Below are 13353 nucleotides of genomic sequence, written 5' to 3'. Positions count from 1 at the left end.
TATGGAATTACAATTTCACCGGTAAGCCTAGTACACTGTCAGGTTAATTTTTAGAATTTGCTTGATGGGTTTTATAATCCCGTCTTAACCGAACCGCGGGATTTTTAATCCCACTTTCTAAAAAATAACCTGACAGTTTACCAGATAAAGTGCGGCGCCAACTCCGATCCTGTCAGTTAGAACACATAATAAAATGATTATGTTATCTTTGCCGGATCCAGAATAAGTTGATTCTATTTAAATGAATTCGGTTTTCCCAGGAATATCTTTCTCTCCAAGAGCTTACGCCTTTTCCGTTCTTATACTTATAACGATAGGCATTTTTATCCGGATAATTAATTTCCCGGCCATTCCGCCAGGGTTTAATCAGGACGAAGCTTCCAGTGCTTATGAAGCTTTTTGTCTGGCCGAAACAGGCAAGGACAGATGGGGAAATGTTTTACCTGCTTATTTTCCAGCCTGGGGCAGCGGCCAGAATGTGCTGCTTTCTTATTTATCAGCCCCGATCGTTAAAATTTTCGGTCTCAGTATTTTCTCTTCCCGGCTCGTTTCCCTTATTCTGGGAATTTTAACCTTACCACTTTTTTACTTTTGTTTACGGCCTCTGGGCCGGTTTCCTGCATTTCTGGGACTACTGCTAATCGTAGTAATACCCTGGCATTTCATGCTGTCGAGGTGGGCGCTGGAAAGTAATCTTGCTCCCTTTTTCATGTTACTCGGGTGCTTCTTTCTTATCCGGGCATTTGCCGCCAACGGTAGCAAGTGGATTTTACCCTCCTTAATACCCTTTGCCTTAGCCTTATATGGCTATGGAACCACAATAGTGGTTTTGCCAACCCTTTTTACCTTATTACTGCTGTTTTTCCGGGAAAGAATCCGGCTTCAATGGAAGCGGTGGCTTGCTGCTTTTAGTTTATTTATACTTGCAGCGCTTCCGTTCCTGCTTTTCTTTATAGAAAACTATTTACTTAAAAAAAATCTAACCTGGACGGATAGTCTTTTTTTCTCCACCCCCCTTTTGCCCTCCAGCAGGCTAGGTCAGGTTGAGGCTGCAGACTGGAAAGAAACCGCCTTGCATAACCTCAGATTTTTTATGGGTGGTTTTGACGATGGCTCTAATTATAACCTGATACCGGGTTTTAAACTATTGCTATTCTTTACGGTTCCGGCATCCGTTATTGGTATTGTAGCAGCAGGGATCCGGAGTTTCCCGAGCATTAAAACGAATAAACCCGATAAGGAAAACAGTGTCGTTTTTATATTTTTTTCCTGGGCTATTGCCTCTCTGGCCCTGATCTTCTCCTTTGAACTTAATGTTAACCGGTTTAACCATTTTTATCTTCCCGGCCTGGCGCTTGTTGCCTGGTTTGTTAATCTTATTTTAACGAATCTAAAAGATACTGCCCCAAAAACTACCATTAAGCTATTGCTCCTGACCTGGCTTATTCTTGAAAGCAGTATTACCATCCGGTATTACTTTAAGGAATATCCGAAGGAGAGCATTCGTCATCATTTTAATATCGGATTGGGAGAAGCCTTTGCAGCTGCCAGAAATTTACCGGTAGATCAGGTCCGGATTACCGACCAAATGCCGCTTCCTTACGTGTATACGCTATTTTATCTGCAGATACCGCCCAAGCAATTTCAAACGGAGGCCGCGTACGAGATCAGGGATGGGGTATACAAGGTAAACCGGTTCGGTAAGTATATTTTTTATGATGAGTTTCTTAAACCTGGTAAGGAGTACGGCTATTTAAGCAGAAAGGATGAGTATCAGGCGAACGAAAACCGCACAAAAGAAATCATTTTTTCCAATGAATTATGGGAGGTTGGAATTATCCATTATAAGTAAAAGCGTGGTTTAAGCCAGGAGCATACAATACCGATTATTTACTTTGCGTTCACATTTAAACCCTGCTATACACGTTAATACCTTCCTTCATTTTTCCCTTTCCACAATTCTTCCTAATTTCGGCTACTTTATAAAACCGGCATTTCCTTAATTTTAAGCGGGAAACGCTCCCATTTTTTAATTCTCCTTTTTATTCTTCCGAACCGATGGCTGATGTAGTGAACGGCGTACTGCTGAATACCGATTGTATCTATTTTAAAGGCGACCTGCCTTGCCTCCCTCATAAACAACACGGCTACCATTGTACCTGTCCGGCATACCAGCCCATTGAGAAACGCATTTTAATTATTAAACTCGGCGCCATCGGCGATGTGATCCGCACTACGCCGCTGCTGCATAAGATCCGGGCCGAATACCCGAACGCTAAAATTACCTGGCTTACGCTTACCCCGGCTATTCTGCCGAAAGGCGCAATCGATGAGATTCTGAAATTCGATTTTGCTTCGGTGCTTTATTTACAGCAACTGCATTTCGATGTACTCTTCAATTTAGATAAAGACAAAGAAGCCTGTGCCCTGCACGATTCCCTGAACGCGACCCAGAAATTCGGTTATACCCTGAAAAACGGCGTGGCTTTTCCTTCCAATCCGCTGGCCAACCATAAATATTTAACGGGCGTTTTCGACGACCTGAGCCAGGCCAATACCAAGCCGTATGTGCAGGAAATCTTTGAACTGTGCGGCTGGGAATTTAACCACGAGGAATACGTTTTCGATAACCACGAAGACAAAGGTTATAACTGGAATTTAGACCGGAGCAAACCGTTGGTGGGCCTGAATACCGGTTGCGGCGACCGCTGGACCACCCGTTTATGGAGCGACGAGAAATGGATCAGGCTGATAGAATTGCTGGAAAGTAACGGTTACCAGCCGGTGCTCTTAGGCGGCGAAGCAGAACACGAGCGCAACGTTACCTTGGCGAACGTTACCAATGCACTGTATTTCGGGTATTTCGAGCTGCCGAAGTTCATTAACCTGATGTACCAGATGGATCTGATCGTGACCCAGGTTACCATGGCCATGCACATTGCCATTGCCCTGCAGAAAAAGATCGTGCTGATGAACAACATCTTCAACCCGTACGAATTCGACCTCTACGGCCGCGGCTATCTGGTACAACCGGAAAAGCAATGCGCCTGCTTCTACCGCGGTACCTGTAAGTTCGGGGTGTCGTGCATGGAAGAACTGCCGGCGGAAAAAGTATTCGAATACGTGCGGAAGTGTTTAGCTACGGAAGATAAGATCTTACAGCCGGTGGTTTAAAGGCTACGGATATAAGACAGATAAGCGTAGGAGTGTTTTATATACAGTTAGTTATCTTTAATTGCAGACATAAATAAAGATGAAGAAAATCCTTTTAGTCGCTGTAGCTCTATCTTTACAATCATGCCTGTATGACCACACAGATAATATAGAAGAGCTTGGTAGCAACTACTACTATATGGGCGACGGAAGAGAATCTCAAATCTTACTAAGTAGGAATAAAAATAGAAGTGGTGGACAGACTGTAGTTCCTGAAGAAGTAACTCACTACACTTTCAATTCAGAATATATTATCGCCAGAAACATCCAAGGCAGGATTAATAAAGAAATCAAATTCTGGATTATAGACAAAAGGAAAGGAACACAACCTGTTCCGCTCGATTCTACAGAGTTTTACGAAGAGATTCAAAAGCTAAACTTTAAACTGGAAACAAGGAAATAAGCTTAAAAGAAAAACAATTTAATATAACAAGACAAATACTCAAGCTTCGACTTACGCCCCACCACAGCATGTACAAGACCGTTGGCGGTAACTCAATGAAAAAATTAATCACATGCTTTTCCATTCTGATATTTGGAACTGTATCCTGTAATAGTGCCAAAAAAGATATCCTTGAAGTTTTGCAACCAACAGGAAACCAAAATGTAGTTACTAGCGAAACTTATAGTGATAGAAGTGGATTTTGCTCTAATTCAATTTTCCTTAACAGCGATTCAACTTTTTCGATGGAAGGAGGATGCGAAGGACGTTCTTATGTTGCTTTTGGAAAATGGAGAAGAAGCAGAGATAGTATTGAGTTTAAGTCGTTACCTAAAGGAAGTTTTAATTTAGTAAGAAAGGTCGAGTTTGGGGGCCGTCCTTCAAGAGGAGCAGTAATTTTTCAAATTAACGATAAAACCGGTAAACCCACTCAAGGTTTTCTGATTAAACCTATTAAAGCTAATGAAAAACACATTTTAACCTCTAACAGCTCTATTATTTTCAACGCCAATGGAACAAAGATTGAAATTTATCAAACTGATGTAGACGGAAAAGCAGAAGTGCCAATTGAAGACATAGATTCGTTAGAATTTCCCCAGTTACAAATATTTGCAAATAGAAAGTTAAGATTCTCAACAAAAGGATTGACTGATTCAATCAAAGTCCTATTGAATATTAATTCTCAAACGCTTGCCTATCCTGAAATTTCGTATCACGAAAAAACGGGCACATTTCGGTGCAAGATTGAGAAGGATAAACTTAGAGATGGAAATTGGTCATTGGAAAAAAGAAATCGCTAACATCAGGTTTAAGTTATGTCCGGCCGATTTGAACCTCCTCCTGTTTCTGCTTTTTAATTATTTTTGTGTTTAGTGACAGTCTTGCGATCAATTGGGCACAACTCAAACTGTTAACAGCAACATCACCAGGCCCTCTTTCAACTCATAATAAGGATGCACCCAGACAATCTATTACAGCAAATCAATTTCATCAAAGAGATAGACAAAGTCAAACTTATTCAGCGAAAGACGAAACTGTTTAACAGCGACCGGAACGAAAACGACGCGGAGCATAGCTGGCATTTAGCCATGATGACAATCGTGCTGGCCGAGCATGCCGAGGTTCCGATCGACGTTCTGAAGGTGCTGAAAATGGTGCTGATCCACGACATTGTTGAAATTGATGCCGGCGATACTTTCATTTACGACACTGTAAAAAGCCATTCGAATACCGACGAAGAAAGATTAGCCGCCAACCGCATTTTCGGGATGCTGCCCAAAGAACAGGCCGAGGAGTTTATTTCGATCTGGGAAGAATTTGAGCTTGGCCAAACCAATGAAGCCAAATTTGCCAGATCCATGGACCGGCTTGAACCGCTGTTGCAAAACACTTCCAATAAGGGTGGAACCTGGGCAGAATTCGACGTGGATTACCACAAAGTTTACGAAAAGAAGAAAGTGATAAAAGAGGGCTCGACGGCACTTTGGAATTATGCGGAAAACCTGATAAACGAAAGCGTTGAAAAAGGCATTCTGAAAAAATCTGACAGTAAAAGCTAATTAATTCTCTTTACAGGAATTAGCCAGAAGCCGACCGAATTGCTTAATTGCAAACTCATTTTTCGATCTTGCAGCACTCCAAAACCAAAAATCTGCGTTTTGATTTCTCCACTTCCGGCAATACCAATTACGCTACTCGAATCAACCACCACGAAACAACCTACATGAAAGCAGTTATTTATGAGCGCTACGGAAGTGCGGATGTGCTGACCTTGCAGGACATTGCCAAACCGGTTCCCAAAAACGATGAGGTTTTGATCAGAATTCACGCAACGTCGGTTACGCCGGGTGATTGGCGGATGCGAAAAGCTGATCCGTTTTTAGCCCGCTTATTCAACGGTTTATTCAAACCTAAAAGGGTAAAGGTGCTTGGCTTTGAACTAGCAGGTGTAATAGAGGAAGTTGGTAAAGATGTAAAGTCGTTTAAACCGGGCGATGCCGTTTTTGCCTTTTGCGGGCTCAGGTTCGGAGGCTACGCTGAATACCAATGCTTGCGGGAATCAGCGGTAATTGCTTTAAAACCAACGAATATGACGTTTGAGCAAGCGGCAACAGTACCCCTGGGCTCCTTAACAGCCTTGTCCTTTTTACGCAGAGGCAAGATAGCGGCAGGTCAGAAAGTATTGATCTATGGCGCTTCGGGTAGTGTCGGGACTTTTGCCGTGCAATTAGCGAAGCATTTCGGGACAGAAGTTACCACGGTTTGCAGCACCAGCAACATCGATCTGGTAAAGTCTCTCGGAGCCGATAAAACCGTCGATTATTTAAAGGAAGACTTTACCGCATTGGATGTAAAATTCGATATCATCTTCGATGCGGTAGGCAAAACCAAAAAGGCAATCGCTCAAAAGTTACTGAAGCCAAATGGCAGGTATGTTTCCGTTAACGGACAGGCAAAACCAACGAAACAGGATCTAACCTTCATCAAAGAATTGATCGAAGCTGATAAATTAACCTCCGTAATAGACCGGACTTATAGTTTAGACGATATTCAGAACGCGCACCGGTATGTGGAACAATTCCGGAAAAGAGGGAATGTTTCTGTTAGAGTTGCTACTGAATAATATTCCTGGCGCAATTGTTTATTCCTGGCGCAAGTGTTAAGCCGAAGGCGTCACTTGGGCCTAAAGAACAAGCGGAAGTCTTCAGACTTCCGTGCCCCCACTCAACAGCTAATTCAGGAGAGGACTTCTGAGGAATGTAATTCTTGGGTTGCTTTTTACGCCAGTCTGGAGACTGGCTTTTGTCTGTCAGGCCCAAGTGACGCCTTCGGCTTAACACTTGCGCCAGCATTTCTAATTTCTAATTCCTCTCAACCTTGCCTGCCACTTCCTTAATGGCCTGCAGCATCGATTTCCAGGAGAATTGCTGTTTGTAGAATTTTACCTGCTCAATAAAAAATCCTTCTTTGCCGGAGGTGTAGAAATTGTGAATGGCGTCGGCAATGGCTTTGGGCTCCGGGGCAGTTACATAACCCACTTTCCCGTCCGGAATTAATTCGGCTAAACCGCCTACATCCGTTACGAGCATGGGTTTGTCGAAGTGGTAGGCGATCTGGGAAACGCCGCTTTGGGTGGCGTGTTTGTAGGGCTGTACGATCAGGTCGGCGGCACTGAAATAGGTGGCAACCTGGCTGTTCGGAATAAAATCGGTGGCTCTTACAATCCGGTGTTCGAGGTGGTACTTTCTTATCAGGTTTTCATACGGTTCGGCAGGTTCGTAAAACTCGCCGGCAATGATCAGCTTTACGTTCTTCAGCCTGGCCAGGCGCTCTTCGGCAAAAGCTTCGAGTAACAGATCCAGGCCTTTATACGCCCGGATGAAACCGAAAAATAAGATGTAATGCGTGGCTGGGTCGAGTTTTAATGCTGTTTTTGCTACTGTTTTGGGCTGGCTTTCGCCGAAATTATCGTAAAGCGGATGCGGGTGGTAAATAGCCGGTTTTTGCGGCACGAACTTTTTCAGGTCTTCCAGTACCGATCTGCTCATGGTAATAAACCCGTGGCAGGCACTCAGAAAGTACTTCGTAAAAATATCATCGCCGGGGCGTTTTTCGTGCGGAATTATGTTGTCGGTGATGGCCAGAATGCGGGTGTGCCTGTTGCCGGAGATCAGACGGGCAATGGTACCGAGGGCCGGGCCCATAAAAGGCAGCCAGTACCGGAAAATAACGATGTCGGGTTTCTGATTCTTTAAATACAAACCGGTCTTCAGCCAGGAAAGGGGATTAACCGAGTTGATCAAAGGCTTAATGACCAGATCCTGGGGTGCCGGGTCGGTGGAATACTGGGTCTGGCCGGGAAACAAAAAGTTGGGGTACTGCAAACTGAAGGTAACGATCTCGGCTTCGTCGCCGGCTTCGGCAAAGGCGCGGGCCAGGCGTTCGTTGTACGTTGCCAAACCGCCCCGCAAGGGGTACGCCGGACCGATGATCACTACTTTTTGCTTCATTTCCGGTACGGTTTTACAGGTTTCCTACCCGGTCGCGGATCAGGTATTCGTTTTTGCGGGAGCCGGAAAGTGAGATCATTTCGGCCAGGAAACCAGCCAGAAATAACTGCACCCCAATAATTATGGCTGCTAACGCTAAGAAAAATAAAGGTTGCGCCACCACATCGCGGCCACGTTCGTTGGTAAACACCCGGATCACTTTTTCCGTGATCAGGCCTAAGGTTATGAGCATCCCGATAAAGAACGAAACGGTACCCATGGTGCCAAAAAAGTGCATGGGCCGCTTTTTGAACTTCGATACAAAGGTAATGGACATCAGATCCAGGAAGCCGTAAATGAAGCGCTCCAGGCCGAATTTGGTAACGCCATATTTCCGTTCCTGGTGGTGCACTACTTTCTCCCCTATTTTCCCGAAACCGTTCCACTTGGCAATTACCGGAATGTAGCGGTGCATTTCGCCGTAAACCTCAATACTTTTCACCACCCGCTGGTCGTAAGCTTTCAGGCCGCAATTAAAATCGTGCAGCTTTATGCCCGACATTTTGCGCGTAACGCCGTTGAAAAGCTTGGTAGGAATGGTTTTGCTCAGCGGGTCGTAGCGTTTCTTCTTCCAGCCCGAAACCAAGTCGTATTCCTGCTCCTTGATCATGCGGTAAAGTTCCGGGATCTCGTCCGGGCTATCCTGCAGGTCGGCATCCATGGTGATCACCACTTCGCCGGCGGCCTGTTTAAAACCTACGTTCAGGGCCGCCGATTTGCCGTAGTTCCGGTTAAACCGTAAACCTTTAATAGCAGGGTTATCCTTGCTCAGGCCCTGAATTACTTTCCAGGAATGATCCGTACTGCCATCGTCGACCAGCAGCACTTCGTAAGAATAATTGTTTGCCTGCATTACGCGGGCGATCCAGGCCGTAAGTTCGGGCAAAGATTCGGCCTCGTTCAGCAGGGGAATTACAACAGAAATATCGAGCGTAGCTTCGTTCATTAATACTTATTCAAATTCGGGCATTCTCTTTTTTGTGAAAGCAGACACGATCAGGGAAAGAACCAAACCACTAAATATGCCATTTATCAAGCCGCTTTTTAACTGATTAGCAGCTGTTGTATCTCTTTCCACTTTCTGAATCGCTTCATCAAGCTTGTCTTCCGGAAGGCCAAAATTTTCCATCATCCTGATTTGTACTTCAACCATTTTATTCAGTATTCCCGGATCTACAAATTCTATGTATACATAAGAAAACAAACCGCCTATTACACCGGCTATAAATACCGTTAAAGTACCTATCATTAGCCCTTCTCCATAGGTCATGTATCCTGCATTGTTTGCTTTATACTCCCGATGCGCCAGAACAATAGCGAGAATATAAATGGCCAGGCCAATTACAAACATCAGCCATATATTGTCAAAGTTTCCGGTAATGAAATTAATCATGGCTAATACAGAGCCAACCAGGCCTGTAATAAGGCCATACTTTAACCCCACTGACCACCAGGAAATTGTTCGTTGTTCGTTCATAGTTTTATAGGTTTAGAGAATACGGGTTTACTTCCGGAAAAATACGGCGCCAACTACGGCTATAAAAAAACCGACGGCAAATTTCTTAAAGAAATCGTCCAGGGCCAGCGATCCAGCGGTGGTCTTGTCCAGTTCGTTTAAGGTCTGGTCGAAGGCTTCCGGCGTAAGCACTTTCGCTTCAATGGCCGCCTGCCGCGAAGATTCGAACAGCATTTTCATTTCGGCAATGTGCCGCTGAATAAGGTCTTCGCCGCCCAGCGTAGCGAAAATAAAAATAAGTAAAGCTGAAAACAAGGCCGTAAAAAAAGCAATGATCCAGCCTACTTTCAACGCTCTCAGAAAGCCCATTTCAGGATCGAAGGTTCTTTTAAACGAACGGATTCCCAGGAAAATGAAAACCGGAATAAAGATCCAGCTCCACAGGCTTAGCTGCCCGAAGGGGTTAATACCAACCAGGAACAGGATAAGAATGATTGCAAAACCAGCCAGTGCACTGATACCCCCAAATTTAATTCCGGTCCGGAAAATGGCCTGATTGAACATGTGTTAAAATAAAAGCAGATTAGATAGCAAGTTAAAACAGTTTCGGCAAATTATTATACATTCACCGGATCATTAAGGATAAACTGCCCTTTATTTACAATGCCGAACACCTTTCCGGTAAGCTGCTGCCCGATAAACGGATTGTTGTGCGATTTCGACCGGATATTTTCTTCTTCGTAGATCCAGGATTGTTCCGGCTGGAAAAAGGTCAGATTCGCTTCCGCACCTTCTTCTATTTCCGGCAAAGGCAGGTTCAGGATTTTCCGCGGATTCACTACCATCTTCTCCAGCACCGTTTCCAGGGGCAATTCTTTGGCATAAGTACAAGCCACGGCAAAAGCAGTTTCCAGGTTCGTAATGCCGAAGGCCGCGTGGTCGAACTCCAGCTTTTTATTTTCTACATCCTGCGGCGTATGGCCCGAAACCAATATATCGACGGTACCATCCTGCAAGCCTTCTATGAGGGCTTTACGGTCAGCTTCAGAACGGAAAGGCGGGTTTACTTTGTAATTGGTGTCGAATGGGATCAGGGTTTCGTCGGTAAAGGCCAGCTGATAAGTAGCCACGCCACAGGTAACCTGCAAACCCTTCGCTTTGGCCTCGCGGATCTTCTCCACCGACCGGGCGGTAGACACAAACGGTACGTGCAGCCTGCCCCCGTTAAATTCGAGCAGTTCCAGGTCGCGGGTCAGGTGCAGTTCTTCGGCCAAAGCCGGCATGCCTTTTAAACCCAGGCGGGTACTTACCAGTCCTTCGTGGATCTGCCCGCGTTCGTTCAGCTTCACGTGTTCGGCCCGGTTTATCAGCAGCATGTCGGTGATCTGCAGGTATTGCAGCGCTTTCAGAACTACATCCGCCTGCTGAATGCCGGATTCCCCGTCGGAGAACGCTACCGCGCCGTGGCGTTGCAAATCCAGCATTTCGGTCAGGTCTTTGCCTTCAGAATTTACCGTAGCCGCGCCAACCGGATGAAAGGTAACCGGCAGGCTCCGGGTCTGTTCTTTTAAAGAAAGCAAGGAGTTTTTGGTTTGCAGCAACGGTTCCGAATTCGCGAAGCAAAGTATTTCAGTAAACCCGCCGGCAGCAGCAGCCTGGGCCGCCGAAACGATATCTTCTTTGTATTCAAAACCCGGGTCCGTAATCTGGGCGTGCATATCGAACCACCCACCGGACACGCATAAACCAGGGACATCGAATACTTTTTCGGCATCCGTAGCATCGTAACCGATATAACCAATGCGGCCGTTTTTAAGGAGTAAGTTTGAAGTTTGTAGATGAAAGGCCGAAGCCGGAGCAAAAATCTTTACGTTTTTAAAAAGAACATCCATTTTACAGGAACCTGATTAAGAGAATTTCAACTAAAAGGAAGAACAAGGCCAGCAGCAGGCAATACTGCCAAAGCGGCGTGCCTTTGGTTTCGCGGGTAAATTGTTCCCTGAAATCAGCATTGGCAGCCGATTCGTATATCTTCACGTTTTTATTCGGGATCAGACTCCGGAGCTCTTCAGCCGAATACGTATCCAGCAGCGATTCGCTTTTCGGGTAATTAAAGGCCAGCGTCATCAGGGTAGAATCATTATGCTTTAGCTTGTAAAAACCCGCTTCAGCCATTTCGGCCGGAAGCGTAAAGAACATCTTTCCATTGCGCAATTGCTGCTCCGGAATAAACTTCAGGCTATCGGTTTCCAAAGAGAAATGGCTTTTCCGGATGTCAGTTTTCGGAACCGGAAGCGAAAAAGTACGCTGGCTGAAATTATACGCCAGTTGCTGCTCCGACTCATGACTGCTCAGGGCAAGCTTGTACATTACCGGCACAAACAAAGCGTTGCGGCTGAATTCGTTATTTTCGGCAGAAAAAGGCGCGGCAAAAACATATACCTTCCCTTTCCCGGAATTGAACTGGGCTAAAAAGCCGGAACCATCTTTAAAGTTCAGCAAACCCGCATCAGAACGTTGCCATTGCAGATATTTCGGCGCCCGTGGCATTTGCATCCGTTTATCCAGCTCCGTAAATATGTTCCGGAAGAACGGGTTCTTTACGTCAGGCAGCGCCAATTGCGAAACCTTAGTCTGATCTTCAGCCGCATTGCGAACAGGTATGCCTAAGGATTGAAAGATGTTGCTGTAACCATTTTCAGCTGTTTTCTCCGCCGGAATGATGATCAGGTTGCCGCCATTCTTCACGTATTTGCTCAGATTATCGGCTAAAGCAGCATCTACCGACGTCAGTTCGTTCACCAACACCAGATCCGCCTGCGCTATTACCTGATTATTGGCTGTTCCGGGACCAAGGCTTTGATAACGGAATAAAGGCTCATTGGTAAACAAGCGGTTGGTATTGCTCAGGGCACTGCTATTAATATCCAGAATTGAAATGGCAGTTGCCGGCTGAAGCACAAAATAATAGGTATTGTCGAAAGTAACTGGTTGATCTTCCACTTCGAGCCGCGCCAGTTGAGTTTGCTTGTCGGTAAGGCGGAATTCCAACTGGGCAGTGGCCGCACTTTTGGGTTCAATATCGATACTGTTTGCAGCCGCCTGCCGGTTGCCGATAACGAGCTTTAAACTTACTCCCTTCTTAGGCTCATCACCATTATTGTATACCCGAACCAGCAATCGGTTATTTTCATTTAACCGCACCAATTCATCTTCGAGGCTTACGCTATCGATAAAAAGGTTGGCCGTGGAGGCTGGTTTTATATGAACCAGGCTTATCTGGGAAAGGGTATCTGTTTTGGTGAAAAAACCCGGGTCGAAAGTAGAACGCTGAAAGTCCGAAAACCAGAATGTTCTTTGAGCTTGTCCTTTTCCGGATTGCAGACGTGAATAAATAATGGATGCTTGCCGGTTAAGAGGAGAGAATTGTACCTGACTTAATACATCAGGAATACGCTCAGGATTCAGGTTCCGGAAATCCCCTGTTCTGAAACTATTATCAAGCAGTTGAATGGGAACTGACTTCGGAAAACTCTTCGTAATTTTATTTACTTCTTCAATACTCTCTTCCATTAAGGAAACACCGCCTTTATCAGCCTCGTTTTGCATACTCCCGGAATTGTCCAGGTAAATATTTACAGCAGCCGTTTCGGCTAAAGCATTATCCCGAGCCGGAATAAAAGGCTGACAAAATACCAGTACCAGAAAAATCAGGAATAAGATCCGGCTAAGCAAGATCAACCAATGCTTCAGCTTCCGCTGATTGGCGGTGATCTTCTCAACGTTCCGGATGAAAGCTACATTGGTAAACAGAACTCTTTGAGGCTTACGCAATTGCACCAAGTGAATGATCACCGGGATGGCAATAGCAAATAAGCCGAATAAAAAATAAGGAGCCTGTAAGATCATTCCTGAATAATTTGGGTGAAATTAGGGAAAGCAAAGCAAAAAACTAAGTAATTAAGCTTATTGTTCACTTAATTCTGTTAATACTTCCCTATTCTTTAAACTGAAAGTTTTTGATGCATTAAAGAAACGGCCAATCAGGATTCTTATTTCACTTTATCTTTTTAATCAGGCTTTCGGAATGGGATATAAAAAGAAAAACCCCTTGCTTTTCAGCAAAGGGTTTGTTTAAGGGGTTGGCGGCTACCTACTCTCCCACCTTTGACGGCAGTACCATTGGCGCTACG

At 45.1% G+C, this 13353-nt stretch carries 12 protein-coding genes and 1 pseudogene; 7 read left to right on the top strand and 6 right to left on the bottom strand.

All coding sequences use genetic code 11. The features are described from left to right. Positions 1 to 241: 241 nt before the first annotated feature. The 7 genes and pseudogenes from F0P94_RS20000 to F0P94_RS00035 form a co-directional block, all read left to right on the top strand. Positions 242 to 931, top strand: a pseudogene (locus F0P94_RS20000) (ArnT family glycosyltransferase); the annotation flags it as partial. Positions 932 to 1093: 162 nt separating this feature from the next. After that, entirely contained in the window at positions 1094 to 1852 is a 759-nt protein-coding gene (locus F0P94_RS19805) for a hypothetical protein (protein ID WP_225307111.1), read from the top strand. A 206-nt stretch (positions 1853 to 2058) separates the two neighbouring features. Beyond that, a complete protein-coding gene (locus F0P94_RS00055; protein ID WP_150901658.1) occupies positions 2059 to 3174 on the top strand; it encodes a glycosyltransferase family 9 protein in 1116 nt (371 codons plus the stop codon). 79 nt (positions 3175 to 3253) lie between these two features. Beyond that, positions 3254 to 3616, top strand: a complete 363-nt coding sequence (locus F0P94_RS00050) for a hypothetical protein (RefSeq protein WP_150901657.1) — start codon at positions 3254 to 3256, stop codon at positions 3614 to 3616. A 68-nt stretch (positions 3617 to 3684) separates the two neighbouring features. Continuing rightward, positions 3685 to 4455, top strand: coding sequence for a hypothetical protein (locus tag F0P94_RS00045; protein WP_150901656.1), 771 nt, complete (start codon positions 3685 to 3687; stop codon positions 4453 to 4455). A gap of 153 nt (positions 4456 to 4608) precedes the next feature. Beyond that, positions 4609 to 5214 (top strand): HD domain-containing protein, encoded by a 606-nt coding sequence (locus tag F0P94_RS00040; protein WP_150901655.1) that lies wholly within the window; start codon positions 4609 to 4611, stop codon positions 5212 to 5214. A 68-nt stretch (positions 5215 to 5282) separates the two neighbouring features. Continuing rightward, complete coding sequence (locus F0P94_RS00035; RefSeq protein WP_225307059.1) at positions 5283 to 6278, top strand: NAD(P)-dependent alcohol dehydrogenase; 996 nt, start codon at positions 5283 to 5285, stop codon at positions 6276 to 6278. A 238-nt stretch (positions 6279 to 6516) separates the two neighbouring features. Here the strand turns inward: F0P94_RS00035 and F0P94_RS00030 are convergent, their stop codons facing one another. The 6 genes from F0P94_RS00030 to F0P94_RS00005 are packed head-to-tail and all read right to left on the bottom strand — an operon-like array spanning position 6517 to position 13069. After that, the gene (locus tag F0P94_RS00030) at positions 6517 to 7665 is read right to left on the bottom strand and encodes a glycosyltransferase (protein WP_150901654.1); all 1149 of its coding nucleotides are present in this window, start codon (positions 7663 to 7665) and stop codon (positions 6517 to 6519) included. A 13-nt stretch (positions 7666 to 7678) separates the two neighbouring features. Next, on the bottom strand, positions 7679 to 8650 hold the full coding sequence (locus tag F0P94_RS00025) for a glycosyltransferase family 2 protein (protein WP_150901653.1): 972 nt from the start codon (positions 8648 to 8650) through the stop codon (positions 7679 to 7681). 6 nt (positions 8651 to 8656) lie between these two features. Further along, positions 8657 to 9181, bottom strand: coding sequence for a DUF4199 domain-containing protein (locus F0P94_RS00020; RefSeq protein ID WP_150901652.1), 525 nt, complete (start codon positions 9179 to 9181; stop codon positions 8657 to 8659). Between the two features lie 27 nt (positions 9182 to 9208). Next, complete coding sequence (locus F0P94_RS00015) at positions 9209 to 9724, bottom strand: DUF4199 domain-containing protein (RefSeq protein WP_150901651.1); 516 nt, start codon at positions 9722 to 9724, stop codon at positions 9209 to 9211. A 53-nt stretch (positions 9725 to 9777) separates the two neighbouring features. Next, the gene (locus F0P94_RS00010) at positions 9778 to 11052 is read right to left on the bottom strand and encodes a dihydroorotase (RefSeq protein ID WP_150901650.1); all 1275 of its coding nucleotides are present in this window, start codon (positions 11050 to 11052) and stop codon (positions 9778 to 9780) included. A 1-nt stretch (position 11053) separates the two neighbouring features. After that, positions 11054 to 13069 (bottom strand): BatA domain-containing protein, encoded by a 2016-nt coding sequence (locus F0P94_RS00005; RefSeq protein WP_225307058.1) that lies wholly within the window; start codon positions 13067 to 13069, stop codon positions 11054 to 11056. Between the last annotated feature and the right edge of the window lie 284 nt (positions 13070 to 13353).

This window comes from Adhaeribacter soli, from assembly GCF_008727925.1.
Lineage (GTDB): Bacteria > Bacteroidota > Bacteroidia > Cytophagales > Hymenobacteraceae > Adhaeribacter_A > Adhaeribacter_A soli.
This window is presented reverse-complemented; position numbering and strand designations above follow the sequence as displayed.